This window comes from Natronomonas salinimetallica (assembly GCF_013839515.1).
In the GTDB taxonomy this organism is placed as follows: Archaea; Halobacteriota; Halobacteria; order Halobacteriales; family Haloarculaceae; genus Natronomonas.
In genome coordinates this window covers 164796-179813 of sequence record NZ_JACDNQ010000005.1, presented here as the reverse complement: position 1 = coordinate 179813, position 15018 = coordinate 164796, and the positions used below count along the sequence as shown (strand labels likewise).

The window sequence follows — 15018 nt, the reverse complement described above, 5'->3', positions numbered from 1 at the left end:
CATCTACGCCATGTGTTTGCCACGGATCGGTATCTATCGATGAGTATTCGCTCGGATCGGCGCTCGCCGGTCCCCGCGTAGAACGGTCCGTCTCGAGCGTTGCTGATACTGGTGGACGAAATCAAATGAAACCGACTCACGAGTGATCCGCCGTTCGCTCCGTCGAACGGCGTGATCCTCGTGCGTCGTGTGTACATTCTTTTGTCCGTCAGTATGAATCGCGGGCCACTCGACACGCACTCGCTACCGGCGGTTTGGACGTGTACCGATTCAGCCGTTCACGAACGTACGTCCGGCAGTATCAGTCCTGACAGCAACCGCCCGCCGCCTGTCCGAACTCGACTTCGAGCGGTTCGGAGATGATGTGGTCGATCTCCTGGAGACGTAGTTCGATGTCGGATTTGGCCTCCAGATACGCCGACATCTTCGGCCGGCCGTGGAGCTCCTCTTGGGCGGCCTGCAGTTCCAGAAGGTCGTCGTTCGACGCGGTGCCGGCCTCCCGGGCCATCAGGAACTCCTCGCGGAGGCGTTCGAACGCCTCCATCTCGCGTTGGAGTTCGGGATCGGTCTGGATCGCCTCCTTCGTCTCCAAGAACGCCTGATAGGCCGGCAGTTCGGTGATCGCCTCGCCGAGTTCCGTCGCGAGTTCCGTCGCGCGCACGTCCGCGGTCGGTTCGACACTCATTGGGCGTTTTTCGGATCGGCGCGGTATATTTGTGCCGAATGGGGAAGCAAACAGGCGCTCGATGAAAGAAGACGGAGCCGACAGTACCCCGAAACGCGGCTGTTTTACGCCGTCGCCCACAACCGAACGCAATGAGTCGAGAATCGGACGCCGAACGAACGGCGGGCGACCTCCGGAACACCGGAATGGCGCTCAAACACGAGCGGACATGGGACTACGAACTCGACCGGATCGTCGAGGCCGTCGAGGAACGCGGCGCAGAGAAGGTGGGACTGCAGTTTCCGGAGGGGCTGAAACGGCGTGCGGGCCGGGTCGCGGACGACCTCCGGGAGTTGCTGCCCGACGGGACGAACGTCCTCATTTCGGGACAGCCCTGCTACGGTGCCTGCGACCTCGATACGTACATGATGCGGCGGACGGACGTCTTCGTCCACTTCGGGCACTCCCCGATGAAGGAATCGGAGAAGATCATCTACGTACCGCTGTTTTCGAACGTCGACGTGACGCCGATCATGGAGCAGTCCCTCGAGGAGTTGACCACCCCCGAAGAGGACGACACCGTCGGCCTCGTGACGACGGCCCAGCATATGAACCAGTTCGAGGAGATGCGCTCGTGGCTCGAAGAGCGCGGCTACACCGTCGAGACCCGACGCGGCGACGAACGGCTGACCAACGAGGGACAGGTGCTCGGCTGTAACTACGCCTCGGCGGACGTCGACGCCGAGCAGATCCTCTACGTCGGGGGCGGGAAGTTCCACCCCCTCGGGCTGGCGATGGAACACCCCGAAAAGAACGTCATCATCGCGGACCCGGTCAACAACGTGGTCACGATCGCCGATACCGAGACGTTCCTGAAACAACGCTACGGCGCGGTCCACCGGGCGATGGATGCCGAGGAGTGGGGCGTCATCTTCTGTACGAAGATCGGGCAGGGGCGCTGGGAGATCGCCGAGGAGATCGTCGAGAACAACGACGACGCGTACATGTTGACGATGGACGAGGTGACGCCCGACCGGCTCACGAACTTCGGGTTCGACGCCTACGTCAACACCGGCTGTCCGCGGATCACGACCGACGACGGCCCGCAGTTCAAACAGCCGATGTTGACTCCGGGCGAGTACAAGATCGCGATCGGCGAGGAACCGCTCGACAGCCTCTCGTTCGATACGTTCCACGGCACCTGGTAACGACGTCTCTCGGGGCACAACCGTCGCACCGGCTGCCGTGGGGACCGCGCTTATCACCGGTGACGCCGTACAGACCGTATGCCGATGAAAGCGTCCGGTTCGGGCGAGTTGACGGTTATCGACCGGTACGACGGGGGCGTCGGGTGGATCGCCCACCCGGACGAGACGATGCGGCGTGCCTCCCACGCCGTGGAAGGCGACGGCGGACTGTGGGTCGTCGACCCCGTCGACGCCGATGGACTCGACGACTTGCTGGCGGAGTACGGTGACCCCGAGGGCGTCGTCGTATTGCTCGACCGACACAAACGCGATGCGGCGGCCGTCGCGGCTCGCCACGATGTCGCCGTACACGTCCCCGAGTGGATGGACGGCGTCGTAAGCGAGATCGACGCGCCGACGCGACGGTTCGGAGACGAGCTCGGTGGCTTTCACGCCAGCCGTCTCGTCGACAACCCGCTGTGGCAGGAGGCGACGCTCTTCGACGGCGAGACGCTCATCGTCCCCGAAGCGCTCGGGACCGTCGAGTACTTCCGGGCGTCGGGCGAGGAGCTCGGCGTCCATCCCATGTTGCGCGTTCTGCCGCCGACGGAGCTCCGACACCACGACCCAGAGCGCCTCCTCGTCGGCCACGGGGAGGGGATCTTCGAGGACGTCGGCCGCACGATCAGGCGGGCCGTCGACGGGAGCAGGCGGCGCGCGATTTCGCTGTACGCGAAGAACGTCCGCGGACTGTTGGGGCTCCGATGACGCCGGCATGGACGAATCCGACGGCGTGGATAGCCTCGATGGGATCCACGCCGGCCGTCGATGAGCTTTTTCACCCCGCGCCCTCAGGAACCGTATGAATATTTTACTCACGAACGACGACGGGATCGACGCGGTCGGCATCCGCACGCTCTATGACCGTCTCTCGGCGGTCGCGGACGTGACGGCGGTCGCGCCGGCGGACGATCAAAGCGCCGTCGGCAGACAGCTCTCCGGGACGGTCGAGCTGTACGAACACGAACTCGGATACGCGGTCGAGGGAACCCCCGGAGACTGCGTTATCGCTGCGCTCGGGTCGCTCGATTTCGATCCGGACGTCGTCGTCGCCGGCGTCAACCGGGGGGCGAACCTCGGCGCGTACGTGCTCGGTCGGTCGGGCACCGTCTCGGCGGCCGTCGAAGCCGCCTTTTTCAACGTCCCGGCGATCGCGGCCTCGGTATACTTTCCGGCTGGCGAGTTCGCCTTCGAGGAGGGCTCCCCCGATCCGGAGCACTTCCGCGAGGCGACCCGCGCCGTCGAGTATCTCGTCGAGCACGCCCCCAACGTCGGCGTCTTCGAGTCGGCGGATTATCTCAACGTCAACGCGCCGCTGCCCCCGGAGAGTGGATCCGCGCCGATGGAGATCACCCGGCCGTCTCACGTCTACGAGATGGACGCCGAACACGACGGCAACGGGACGGTCACACTCCACGACCGGATCTGGGAGCTGATGGCCAGTGGGACGGTCCCGGACCCCGTCGGAAGCGACCGCCGGGCCGTTCTCGAGGGGCACGTCAGCGTTTCGCCGCTGACGGCCCCGCATACGACGACTGACAACGAGGCGCTCTCGGGGATCGCGGAAACCTACTGATCGAGGGCGTACAGCCCGGACGTGCGGTCGCCGGCCGGAGGCAGCACTCGTCTCGTCGGGACAGCCGGCGGGATGTCCGATCGGCGCTATTCGGACTCCCCGTTGGAGCGCTTTCGTCCGCGGACGTCGGGTGCAACCGCCCACGCGAGCAACACGCCGACCATGGCTGCAGCGAGCAGCCCCGTCTCCGTGACCGACATCTCGACGCCGAGGTGGACGAGCACGGTCCGAAGCTCGACGACGATCGGTACCAACACCGCGATAGCGACGAGCAGTCCCGCCCGGCTGATTCGCATCAGCCGCTCACCCCGGCGGTCGAACGCATCAGCGGATCACTCCGACGGCCGAGTCGACGATGGCCTGTCCGGTGAACACGAGGGTATCGATAAACTGCGGCGAGGGACTCCCGCCCGGCCCGAAGAGCCCACGGCGGCCGATGATCGATGCCAACGGCAGCGCGTACGCCAACACGACGAGCACGACCGCGATGGCGGTCCACAGCTTCAAGTTATCGAGGACGAGCGGGGCGTCCTCGGGACCGGAGAGCGTTTCGGCGTAACCGTTCGCGGGCAGGGTATCGACCTTGCTGCCCCAGACCGTCATCACCACGACGGTCAAAAACAGCAGCGTCGAGATGAAAAGCAACGTCCCACCGATGGCGACCTGCATGTTGAGTTCGGCCATCGATCCAGCGGCGACCTCGTAGTCGAAGCCGCTGTACTGCGGTTCGGCGGTCCGCCGCGGGACGCCGACGAGCCCGGATCGGTGCATCGCGTTCGACATGAGGGTCATGCCGACGAACCAAAGTAGCACCTGCGCCAGCCCGACCGATTTGCTCCAGATCTCCTTGTTCGTCAACTGCGGGAGGAACCAGTACGTGGTGGCCATGAACGTCAACGCGACGGCGGTCCCGATGGTGAGATGGAAGTGGCCGACGATCCACCAGGTGTTGTGGACGAGGTAGTTGATGTTCATCCCGGCGTTTATCATCCCGGAGAAGCCGGCGGCGGCGAACATCAGCCCAGCGAGCGCCATGCCGGCGAACACCGGGTCCCGCCACGGGAGCGCGCGCAGCCACCCGAAGTACCCGGTCCCGCCGCGCTGGCGTGCGCCGTGTTCCATGCTCGCAACGACGGTGAAGGCGGTCAACAGACTCGGTAACAGGAGGAACATCGTGTTGACCATCACGATGAACTTGAACCCTTCTGCGATCCCAGGGTCGAGATACTGGTGGTGGATCCCGGTCGGGGTCGAAAGGATCAAGAAGAGAACGAAGACGACGCGGGCGAGGGGGTCGCTGAACAGCTTTCCGCCGGAGATCTTCGGCAACATAACGTACCAGAGCATGTAGGCCGGCATCAACCAGAAGTAGACGACCGCGTGGCCGAAGAACCAAAACAGCGTCCGGGTCAAAAGCGCGTCCACCTGGCCGATGAGCCCGAGCGACCACGGCAACAGGAAGACGACGACGGAGATCGCGACGCCCATGCTCGAGATGATCCAAAACAGCGTCGTCGTCAGCGCCATGAACGTCGGCAGCGGGATCCGCTCGTCGGGGTTCTCGCTCCGCCAGGCCCACCACGAACGGAACCAATCGAGGCCGGCGAGCCACGAGCCGACGATGAACAGCGCGAGACCGAGATAGAACAGCGGGTGTGCCTGCAGCGGCGCGTAGAACGTATACAGAACGGCCGCGCTCATGGGAATCGAATCGAAGAAGCCGCCGATGATGGCCACGCCGGCCATCAGCGTGCCGACCGCCATGAGCCCGTACCAACCCCAGGTGTACCGGAGGTCCTCGAGGCCGCGATCGAGACTCGTCGTCACGGCCCAGGTAAACACACCGACCAGGAAGAATATCGAGAAGGTCAACACCAACAGGACGGCGTGTAGCGTGAGATACGAGTAGTAATCCTCCGAGGGGATGAGCCGGAGGATATCGAGCCGGTGGAACACCTGTAGCAGCCCCATCAGCGCGCCGATCCCGAGGGCGATGAACGAGCTATAAAACGCCGTACGGATCACTTTCGCCTCGCCGGGGAACTGATCGAGATACGTCCCGGAGTTGGCACCGAGGCTCATTGTTCTTCCTCCAGTTCGAACTCGTCCTCGGGGACGATGATGAGTTTGCCCGCCATGTTGTGATGGCCGGAGCCGCAGTACTCGGTACAGATGATGCCGTGTTCGCCCGGCTCTTCGGTCTCGACGGTTATCGTCGCGACCTCACCGGGGATGACCATCGTGTTCGCGTTCGTCCCGACGACGCTGTAACTGTGGATGACGTCGCTGCTCGTGACGTGGAACGTCACCGTGCTGTTGGCGGGAACTTCGACATCGCCAGGAATGAACGCGAACTGCAGCGCACGGACGTACACGTCGTACTCGTTCTCGCCGACCTGCTCGACGCCCGGATCGGAGAATTTCGGGTGGTCGCCGAGGTTGTCCGGATCGACGGTGTCCGCGGAGTCGTCGACCATCGCGATTCCGATCCCGACCGTTCCGTACGTGATCGTCAGAATGAAGCCGACGATGAGCAGCATCGACGCGGCGAGCCAGAACTTCTCGTACGTGTGGATTTTCATGCTATCGCCCCGACGACCGTTAAGTCATTCCCGAGGAACTCGACGAAGTACATGAAGATCCAGAGGACGCTTATGATAACGAAATATATAGTTATCAACGCCAGCGTCCCCTTTGGATCGAACTCGTCGTGCCCGATCTCCCGTTGTAACTTCGAACTCATGTGTGACACTGTATATTGGCACTATATATTTATTGTCCTTAGGAATCCAACCCGTTGGGACACGGGCGATGATTTTTTATTCGATAGGACGAAACGAGCAGTATGTCAGATGGTTCGCTTTCGCCGCGGGTGTCGGTCGTACTCGGTACACTCGCGCTCGCGCCGGTCGTATGGTACGGGATTACGAGTTCGAACACCGCGGGGGCCGTCGCGGCGGTCAACGTCGCTTTGATCATCGGCACGCTGCTCGTCGCGACCGGGCCGACCGCGGGACCGGGCGCACACGGCGGCCCCTCGGCGTGATCGATGGACCGTCCGCGATCGATGGACTGTCCGCGTGACTCGCGGACGCGCGATCCGCGGACCGAGGACCACGCGGTTTACGTATACCGCGTGATTCACGCGTCGGGGACGGCGAGCCGTCCCGTGTCATCGCCCGTCGTACGCCAGACCGATGGGTGCTGAGGACACCGGCGGCTCGACGGCTTCGGACGGCTCGACGGCCGATGAATCACGCTGTCGGCTCTGTGGTCTGTCGACGCCCGCGACCCCGATAACGGCTCCCGACGTCGAGGGAGAGTTCTGTTGTCGTGGCTGTCTCGAAGTACAGCGATCGCTCGGCGACCTCGAAGAGGCGGAGGCGGAGGCCGTCCGTGAGGCGATCGACGACGACGGCACAACGACGCCGGACGACGCGGACGCGGGCGAGTCGGCGTTCTTCTCCGTCGAGGGGATGCACTGTACGACGTGTGAGGCGTTCCTCGAGGGGCGAGCGGGAGCCGAGGACGGCGTCCACACGGTCGAGGCGAGCTACGCGACGGACACCGTTCGCGTCCAGTACGACCCGGACACCGTCGACGAGGAGCGGCTCCCGGAACTCCTGTCGGGATACGGCTACACCGCGGGACGGCGCGAGGACGGCCGGCCGCGCGAGGACACGAGCGAGACCGCGAAGTTCCTCGTCGGCGGGGGGCTGTTCGGTATGATGGTCATGATGTGGTACGCGCTGTTTTTGTACCCGACGTACTTCGGCTACCGGCCGCTCGCCGATTTCGGCGGCTACGATGGGTTGTACGTCCTCGCGAACATCTGGCTCATGACGACGTTCGTCCTCTTTTATACCGGCTGGCCGATCCTCCGGGGGGCGGTCGTCAGCCTCCGGGCCGGCGTGCCGAACATGGACCTCCTGGTCGCGTTGGCCGCCTGTAGCGCCTACGCCTACAGCACGCTCGCGATGGGGCTCGGCCGGACCGATCTCTACTTCGACGTGACGGTCGCGATCATCCTCGTCGTGACCGGCGGCAATTACTACGAAAGTAAGATCAAACAGCGTGCGGTCGGGCGGCTCTCGGAGCTGACCGAACAGGCAATCGAGGACGCCAGACTCGCCTCCAGCGGCGAGACGGTACCGGTCGACGAGGTCGCCCCCGGCGATCGGCTCCTCGTCCGCCCCGGTGAGCGGGTCCCCCTCGACGGTGAGGTTCGTGAGGGCTCTGCGGCGGTCGACGAATCACTGATCACGGGCGAGTCGAAGCCGGTCAGTAAGCGTCCGGGCGATCCGGTGGCGGGCGGCACGACCGTTACCGACGCACCGCTCGTCGTGGCGGTCGACGATACCGCGACGAGTACGCTCGATCGGCTCGTTGAACTGCTCTGGGAGATCCAAAGTTCGACGCCGGGGATACAGCGGCTCGCCGACCGACTCGCAACCGTCTTCGTCCCGCTCGTTATCCTCGTTGCGGCGGCGGTCGCAGGATGGACGTTGGTCTCCGGTGGCGGCGTTACCGCCGCGATGTTGCTCGGGTTGACGGTCCTCATCGTCTCCTGTCCGTGTGCGCTCGGGCTGGCAACGCCGCTTGCCATCGCCGCCGGGATCCGAACGGCCACCGACCGTGGGATCATCGTGACCGCGGAGGCAGTCTTCGAGGACGCCTCCGACATCGGAACCGTCGTCCTCGATAAGACCGGGACGCTGACCGAAGGGTCGATGTCCGTCGTCTCGGTCCACGCCAGCGCACCCGAGGACGTCCTCGCCAGGGCGGCTGCCGTCGAGTCGCTCTCGGAGCACCCGATCGCGGCGGCGATCGTCGACCACGCGGGAAAAGGGGAGCCGAACCGACCGGGCGGGACGGCGGCCGACGGCGCGAGTGACGCCGAAAAAACGGCGACCGATGGCGGGTCGATGGCGGTCGATCCGGGCGAGTTCGACCGGACGCCACGCGGCGTCAGCGCCCCGATCGAGGGGGCCCAAACCGTCGTCGGCCACCCGGATCTCCTCCGTGAGCGGGGGCTCACGATCGACGACGATCAAAACGCCCTGATCGCGGACGCCAGAGCGGACGGCGACGTCCCGGTCGCCGTTGGATGGGACGGCCGGACCCGAGGGATCATCGTGGTGGGCGATACACCACGGACCGAGTGGCGCGAGGCCGTCGGGACGCTTTCGCGCGAGCGGTCCGTCGTCGTGTTGACCGGCGACGAGGGGGCCGCCGCGGATCGGTTCCGGACGGTCGAGGGCGTCTCCGAGGTGTTTGCCGGCGTCCCGCCGGAGGCGAAAGCCGAGACGATCCGACGGCTCCGAACGCGGGGGCCGGTCGCGATGGTCGGCGACGGGAGCAACGACGCCCCCGCGCTCGCGGCGGCGGATCTCGGGATCGCGCTCGGGAGCGGGACGCAACTCGCGAGTGACGCCGCCGACGCGGTCATCGTCGACGACGACCTCCGCTCCGTCGCCGACACGTTCCGGATCGCCGAAGGGACCAACGGCCGGATCAAACAGAACCTCGGGTGGGCGTTTCTTTATAACGGCCTCGCGATCCCGATGGCCGCTCTCGGGCTGTTGAACCCGCTCTTGGCCGCCGTCGCGATGGCGGCTTCGAGCACGCTCGTCGTCGCGAACTCCTCGCGGTCGCTCGGCCCCTTCGAGACGGACGGTTGATACTGCCGGCTGTCCGTCGCGACCGCACTCGCACCCCAGGGTCGCGACTCGCGTGCGATGGGGACAGCCAGCAGTATGCTCACGCCAGTCGGCGACCGGCCCCACCGTCGCCTTTAAGTCGTGAACTACCAAATTATACGTTATGTCATCGATCGAACTTACCCCCAGCCAGAAAACGATCCTTCAGGAGCTCATCAACCTCTTCCGTGAGTCCGAGACCGCGGTCAAAGGCGAAGACATCGCCGACGAGGTGGACCGGAATCCGGGGACGATCCGAAATCAGATGCAGAGCCTCAAAGCGCTACAGCTCGTCGAGGGCGTACCCGGGCCGAAGGGGGGGTACAAACCGACCGCGACGGCGTACGACGCGCTGAAGATCCAAGAGATGGACCAGGCGGCCGACGTACCGTTCCGGCACGAAGGGGAGTTAGTAGTGGAGGCGAACGTCCAGGAGATCGACCTGACGAGCGTCCACCATCCCGAACTCTGTCGGGCCGAAATCAAACTCCAGGGGTCGATGTCCGAGTTCGACGAGGGCGACGACATCACCGTCGGGCCGACCCCGCTGTCGAAACTCCTCATCGAGGGGGAACTCGAAGGGAAAGACGACACGAACAACCGCCTCATCCTCACCATCGACAACATGGAGGCACCGGCAGGCGACGAGGAGCCACTCCACTGATACAGTAAACATCGCAATTATGTACACATCGATCGCACTGCCACCGTGCGATCGAATGTGTATTGTCTTCCGATCTCTACTATACTGTCGGCTATGCTCCTGTAGCGGGTACCACGCACGCCGTCCGTTTGTCGGACGCCCGATCGCACGCCGTCCGTTTGTCGGACGCCCGATCGTACGTCGTCCCGGCCGGATCGGTTTCAACAGCTTTGTATCGGTGGACATCACATGTAGTTCCATGACAGACGATGTCGTCGTGCTCGGATCCGGCTACGCCGGTGCCGGCGCGATAAAGCGGCTCGAATCGGAACTCGATGGCGAAGCGGATCTGACGTGGATCTCGGACGTAGATCACCACCTCGTCCTCCACGAGTCCCACCGCTGCATCCGTAATCCGGACATCAAAGAGAAGATCACGTTCGACGTCTCCGAGATCAAATCGCCCGCGACGCGGTTCGTCCAGAGCCGCGTCGAGGCGATCGATACCGACGAGCGCGTGCTCACGCTCGCGGACGGTTCGGCCGTCGAGTACGACTACCTGCTCGTCGGCATCGGCTCGAAGACGGCGTTCTTCGGCATCGACGGGCTCAAAGAGCACTCGCTCACGCTGAAAAATCTCGCGGACGCCCTCGAGATCCACGACGCGGTCACCGAGGCCGCCAGCGAGGCGTCCCGAAACGACCCCGCACAGGTCATCGTCGGTGGGGCCGGGCTCTCCGGCATCCAGTCGGCGGGCGAGATAGCGGAGTTCCGCGACAAACACCGCGCACCGATCGATATCCACCTCGTCGAAGGGCTGGACAACGTCTTCCCGAACAACGATCCCGTCGTGCAGGCGAAGCTCAGAAAGCTGCTCGAGGAGAAAGACGTCGAAATCCACACCGGCGAGTTCATCGGAGAGGTCGACGATGAGACCGTCTACGTCGGCGAGGAAACGGAACTCGACTACGACGTGTTGCTCTGGACCGGCGGCATCACGGGACAGGACGCGGCCGAAACCGCCGACGTGGACAAAGACGAGCGAAGCAACCGCATCGAGGCGGCGTCGAACTTCCAGACGTCCGACGAGCGGGTCTTCGCGCTCGGCGACGCCGCGCTCGTCGATCAGCCGGGACAGGACAACCCCGCCCCGCCGACCGCACAGGCCGCCTGGCAGGCCGCGGAGGTCGCGGGCGAAAACATCGCCCGTGCGATCCGTGGGGAGCCACTCAAGGAGTGGGAACACGACGACAAGGGGACGCTCATTTCCGTCGGTAGCAAGGCCGTCGCCCACGACGTCAAGGGGCTCCCGATCGATACGTTCGGCGGACCGGCGGCAAAGGCGCTCAAAAAGACCGTCGCCGCCCGCTGGATCAATACCGTCACCGGATTCGGAGACGCAGCGAAGGCGTTCCCCGACATGTAGGCCTCCGCGCGAGGACGGGTCGACGCTTCCCGGACGCGGGCCGACCGAGGGCGGTCGGCCGGCCTCCGACCGCGTGTATCACCCGTCAGACGTCGATCGGCCCCCGTTTCCATCGCCGGCTGGCCGTCCCCGGCGGGTCTCGTCCACCGAGACGGACGTCTTGAAAGAGCTATGGCCGGTCATGTCAGGATCACTCATCGTCGAGCGATAGGCCGGCGTGCCAGCGATCGGCTCCGGCCTCCCGTTTTATCCGATCCATTCTCGACAGTATCGCCGCCGCCAGCGACGCGGTTTCGGCCGCCTTCCGTTGTCCCTCCGTGCGGAACTCCCCCGTTACCCGGTTGGCGTAGACGGTGCAGACGGCCCCCGCCCGGAGTCCATACAGTTCCGCGAGCGTCAAGATCGCACTCGCCTCCATCTCGAAGTTGACGACGCCCGCTTCGCGTAGCTCCTCGAGCCGGTCGTCGGCCCCGGACGCTCGAAAGCCGCCGACGCCCGGGCGAGACTGACCGGCGTAAAAGGAGTCGGTCGAGCAGGTGACACCGAGGTGATACTCGTGGCCGAGTCGCTCGGCGGCGGTCACGAGCGCGGTCACGACCTCTCCGTGGGCACTCGCCGGGTACTCCTCGCGGACGTACTCGCCGCTCGTTCCCTCCTGTCTGACCGCGCCAGTCGTGATGACGAGGTCGCCGACGTCGATTTCCCGTTGGATCGCCCCACAGGAGCCGACGCGGAGGAACGTCTCGGCGCCGACGCGTGCGAGTTCCTCGACAGCGATCGCCGCCGAGGGTGAGCCGATCCCGGTCGAGGTGACGGCGACCGATTCGCCGGCGTATTTGCCCGCGAGCGTTCGGTACTCGCGGTGGTCCGCGAGCCGTTCGGTGTCGTCCCACAGATCGCCGATGACGTCGACGCGCTCGGGGTCACCGGGAAGCAACACGGGACCGTCGATATCGCCGTCCCGTAGTTCGATGTGGTATTGCTCGTCGTCGCCGGGAGCCTCGCTGTCGTCGGTCATTCCAGATGCGACCCCGTGATGGTATCCGGCAGGAGTTCCCCGAGCGTGTGGCTCGTCGGCGTACCGGAGCCCTCACAGACGATCCGGAAGTCGTCGTCACAGAACTCCGAGAGCGACTGTCGGCACGTCCCACAGGGTGTCACGCCGTCTCGGCGGTCGGAACTCACGGCGATCGCCTCGAACGTCCGGTGGCCGGCTTCGACGGCTTTCGAGAGAGCGAGTTCCTCCGCGTGGACGCTATTCGAGTAGTTGGCGTTCTCGACGTTACAGCCGGAGAACACCGTCCCGTCGTCGGTCTCGAGGGCAGCGCCGACGTAGTACTCCGAGTACGGCGCGTACGATCGCTCGACTGCCTCACGCGCCAGCGCGAGAAGATCGGTATCGTCCATACCGGACGGTCGGGGGCCGACGGCAAATAGCTGGCTCGGACCGGGGCGTCGGACGGACCATAGGTCGGCCGCGGCGGATTCCTCCACTCCGAGCTATCTCGATTCATCGATGGAACGCTCGACGATTTCCGAGACGGATCCGACGAGCGTGTCCACGTCGTCGCCTTCGGCGTAGAGCCGGAGATACGGCTCGGTCCCGCTCGGCCGGAGGAGTACCCAGGAACCGTCAGGGTACGTCAGACGAACCCCGTGTTCTGTCGTGGCGTCGGCGTCGGGAAACGCCTCCGGCAACCGGGATTCGAGACGCGACATCGCGGCCGCCTTCGCGTCGTCGGGACACTCGATGCTCGCTTTCCGATACGGACGCTCGCGTACCGGCTCCCGAAGGCTCGAAAGCCCTACCGAGGCGACCAGGCCGGTGACGACGGCTGCGCTGACGACAGCATCGATCCACGGGCCGAAGGCGGGATGGGTGTGCTTCCACGGCTCGGCGGCGAAGACCACGGTTCCGCCCGAACCCTCGGCGGCCGCGATTCCCTCGTGGAGCGCGCCGAGTCGGACCCGCTCGATCCGACCGCCAGCCGCCTCGACGCGCTCGTCGATCCGGGCAGATGCGTTCGGTGTCGTCACGACTACGGGGTCGGCGGCATCGGTGGCGTCGACGTAGTGCTCGGCAACGATAGCGAGTATCGTGTCCTCGTGGACGACGTCGCCCGCCGCGTCGACCACAACGATCCGGTCGCCGTCCCCGTCGTGACCGATACCGAGTTCGAACTCGCCGTCGGCGACGAACGTCCGGAGGTCGGCGAGGGTCTCCGGAGTCGGCTTCGACTCGCGGCCGGGGAAGTGACCGTCGACGTTGGCGTTGAGCGCGACGACGTGAGCTCCGAGGTCCCGAAGCACGTATGGCACCGCGAGACCCGCCGTACCGTTTCCGCAATCGACCGCGACGGTGACGCCGTCACAAGAGCCCACGGCGTCGTGGGCGTATTCGCTGACGGCGGTACGGTAAGCCGGTAGCACATCGAGTGTCGTCAGGGTTCCCCACCGGGACCACTCGGTCGGTGTCGAAGCCGATTCGACTCGGGATTCGATTCGGCGCTCGGCATCGCGGTCGTATTCGGTCCCATCGACGAACAGCTTTAGTCCGTTGTCCGACGGTGGGTTGTGACTCGCAGTGATCATGATCCCCCGGCGTCCGCGACTCGCATACGCGAGCGCCGGCGTCGGGACCCGGCCGACGCGGCGGACGTCCGAACCGCCACTTTCGAGCCCCGCCTCGACGGCGGCCGCGATCCCCGAACCGGTCTCACGACCGTCACGGCCGACGACGAACTCGGAGCCGTCAACGGCAGCCGCCCGTCCGACAGCCACCGCCAGCGACGGCGTCACGTTCGTCTGTACGTCCCCGCGAATACCGGCGGTCCCGAACAGTTCCATGCGAACCCATCGGTATCGGATCACTTCAAGTGTGGCGAACAGACAGCACGTCCACACGACAGCCCTCGTGCTGTACACCCGCCTCGTCGGGCTGTCGGCGATTTCTCAGGTCACAGGGGATGTGCACCCGTGTTTGTATATAAACCGTCGGACCAACGGATTCAGGCGATATCGCGGCTGGTGTCGATCTCGATCGTCTCCGCGAGATCGAGTTTGATGGCGTCGGAGAGGGCCTTCCCGCCGCGGAATTTCGGTACTGCGAGTCGGTTTTCCACACGGTCACCGTTGAGTTCCGTCTCCAACTGGAAGACGACGTCGGCCATGTGTTCGGTCGTATCCCGAAGCGCCGGAACGTCGTGACCGTCGAGACAGTGCAGAACGGCGAGGCTGCCGGTGTTGTATATGTGGTTTTGGAGTTCGTTGAGGAAGTTCCGGTATCTCGGCGGCTCCTGTCGTTCGAGTACGTCGACCGGATCGACGATGAGATTCGAAGCGTCCGGGAGTGCGGCGACGAACTTCGAGGCGTTGTCGAGGGGCGCGTCCCCGGTTACGTCCCGGACGGTCGGATCCCCGGTCGCAGTCTGCGTCGCGTCGATGCTACGTGCGACCGCGTCGCTCGTCCGGTCGAGCGTGAGATAAAGCGTCCCGCGCGCAGCCGTGAGTTCGTACAAAAACAGTTCGGCCTGACTGGCCGGAGCGGCCGTGAGTGCCACGATACTCCCGGACGGGATTCCGCCGTCGAGCTGTCTGTCGAGGGCGGAAATCCCGGTCCGGAGCCGTTCGCTCATTGTCGAGTAGTACGCCGTAATGCTGATTAAACCTTCTGGCGACTCACCCGGTGTGTCGGTGTCCGACCCGATGGGGCACGTGAGCGGAACACACACAGCCGGCCGGTCGGGAGATTCAAGACCGTTCG

The 15018-nt window shown here is 65.0% G+C and carries 16 protein-coding genes; 7 read left to right on the top strand and 9 right to left on the bottom strand.

The annotated features are described in order from the left end of the window. Nucleotides 1-301: 301 nt before the first annotated feature. On the bottom strand, nucleotides 302-685 hold the full coding sequence (locus tag HZR14_RS05925; RefSeq protein ID WP_181691938.1) for a YlbF/YmcA family competence regulator: 384 nt from the start codon (nucleotides 683-685) through the stop codon (nucleotides 302-304). Nucleotides 686-816: 131 nt separating this feature from the next. Here HZR14_RS05925 and dph2 point away from each other — a divergent pair, with 131 nt between their 5' ends. From dph2 to surE, 3 genes are all read left to right on the top strand, one after another. Further along, a complete protein-coding gene (gene dph2, locus HZR14_RS05920) occupies nucleotides 817-1872 on the top strand; it encodes a diphthamide biosynthesis enzyme Dph2 (RefSeq protein WP_181691937.1) in 1056 nt (351 codons plus the stop codon). A 78-nt stretch (nucleotides 1873-1950) separates the two neighbouring features. Continuing rightward, entirely contained in the window at nucleotides 1951-2619 is a 669-nt protein-coding gene (locus HZR14_RS05915) for a hypothetical protein (RefSeq protein WP_181691936.1), read from the top strand. Between the two features lie 94 nt (nucleotides 2620-2713). After that, nucleotides 2714-3487, top strand: coding sequence for a 5'/3'-nucleotidase SurE (gene surE / locus HZR14_RS05910; protein WP_181691935.1), 774 nt, complete (start codon nucleotides 2714-2716; stop codon nucleotides 3485-3487). 86 nt (nucleotides 3488-3573) lie between these two features. Here the strand turns inward: surE and HZR14_RS05905 are convergent, their stop codons facing one another. The 4 genes from HZR14_RS05905 to HZR14_RS05890 are packed head-to-tail and all read right to left on the bottom strand — an operon-like array spanning nucleotide 3574 to nucleotide 6230. Beyond that, entirely contained in the window at nucleotides 3574-3783 is a 210-nt protein-coding gene (locus HZR14_RS05905) for a CbaC protein (protein WP_181691934.1), read from the bottom strand. A 28-nt stretch (nucleotides 3784-3811) separates the two neighbouring features. Continuing rightward, nucleotides 3812-5569 carry a b(o/a)3-type cytochrome-c oxidase subunit 1 gene (locus HZR14_RS05900; RefSeq protein WP_181691933.1) on the bottom strand — a complete coding sequence of 586 codons (1758 nt, stop codon included), beginning with the start codon at nucleotides 5567-5569 and terminating at the stop codon, nucleotides 3812-3814. Next, nucleotides 5566-6069: a cupredoxin domain-containing protein gene (locus HZR14_RS05895; protein WP_181691932.1), complete on the bottom strand. Its 504-nt coding sequence runs from the start codon at nucleotides 6067-6069 to the stop codon at nucleotides 5566-5568. The genes HZR14_RS05900 and HZR14_RS05895 overlap by 4 nt, the downstream gene beginning before the upstream one ends. After that, complete coding sequence (locus HZR14_RS05890; protein WP_181691931.1) at nucleotides 6066-6230, bottom strand: cytochrome oxidase; 165 nt, start codon at nucleotides 6228-6230, stop codon at nucleotides 6066-6068. Before HZR14_RS05890 ends, HZR14_RS05895 begins: the two co-directional genes overlap by 4 nt. Before the next feature lie 102 nt (nucleotides 6231-6332). On the opposite strand from HZR14_RS05890, the gene HZR14_RS05885 reads away from it, so the two are divergent. The 4 genes from HZR14_RS05885 to HZR14_RS05870 all read left to right on the top strand — a co-directional run bounded on the left by HZR14_RS05885 (nucleotide 6333) and on the right by HZR14_RS05870 (nucleotide 11255). Then, a complete protein-coding gene (locus HZR14_RS05885; RefSeq protein ID WP_181691930.1) occupies nucleotides 6333-6533 on the top strand; it encodes a DUF8131 family protein in 201 nt (66 codons plus the stop codon). 151 nt (nucleotides 6534-6684) lie between these two features. Further along, nucleotides 6685-9168: a heavy metal translocating P-type ATPase gene (locus HZR14_RS05880; RefSeq protein ID WP_181691929.1), complete on the top strand. Its 2484-nt coding sequence runs from the start codon at nucleotides 6685-6687 to the stop codon at nucleotides 9166-9168. Nucleotides 9169-9310: 142 nt separating this feature from the next. Then, nucleotides 9311-9850, top strand: a complete 540-nt coding sequence (locus tag HZR14_RS05875) for an HTH domain-containing protein (protein ID WP_181691928.1) — start codon at nucleotides 9311-9313, stop codon at nucleotides 9848-9850. Nucleotides 9851-10088: 238 nt separating this feature from the next. After that, a complete protein-coding gene (locus HZR14_RS05870) occupies nucleotides 10089-11255 on the top strand; it encodes an NAD(P)/FAD-dependent oxidoreductase (protein ID WP_181691927.1) in 1167 nt (388 codons plus the stop codon). Between the two features lie 190 nt (nucleotides 11256-11445). On the opposite strand, the gene HZR14_RS05865 is transcribed toward HZR14_RS05870, so the two are convergent. The 4 genes from HZR14_RS05865 to HZR14_RS05850 all read right to left on the bottom strand — a co-directional run bounded on the left by HZR14_RS05865 (nucleotide 11446) and on the right by HZR14_RS05850 (nucleotide 14890). Beyond that, nucleotides 11446-12273: a nucleoside phosphorylase gene (locus HZR14_RS05865; RefSeq protein ID WP_181691926.1), complete on the bottom strand. Its 828-nt coding sequence runs from the start codon at nucleotides 12271-12273 to the stop codon at nucleotides 11446-11448. Next, nucleotides 12270-12662: a cytidine deaminase gene (gene cdd / locus HZR14_RS05860; RefSeq protein WP_181691925.1), complete on the bottom strand. Its 393-nt coding sequence runs from the start codon at nucleotides 12660-12662 to the stop codon at nucleotides 12270-12272. The genes HZR14_RS05865 and cdd overlap by 4 nt, the downstream gene beginning before the upstream one ends. A gap of 93 nt (nucleotides 12663-12755) precedes the next feature. Then, the gene (locus HZR14_RS05855; protein ID WP_181691924.1) at nucleotides 12756-14102 is read right to left on the bottom strand and encodes a phosphohexomutase domain-containing protein; all 1347 of its coding nucleotides are present in this window, start codon (nucleotides 14100-14102) and stop codon (nucleotides 12756-12758) included. 161 nt (nucleotides 14103-14263) lie between these two features. After that, nucleotides 14264-14890, bottom strand: coding sequence for an RAD55 family ATPase (locus HZR14_RS05850; protein WP_181691923.1), 627 nt, complete (start codon nucleotides 14888-14890; stop codon nucleotides 14264-14266). Between the last annotated feature and the right edge of the window lie 128 nt (nucleotides 14891-15018).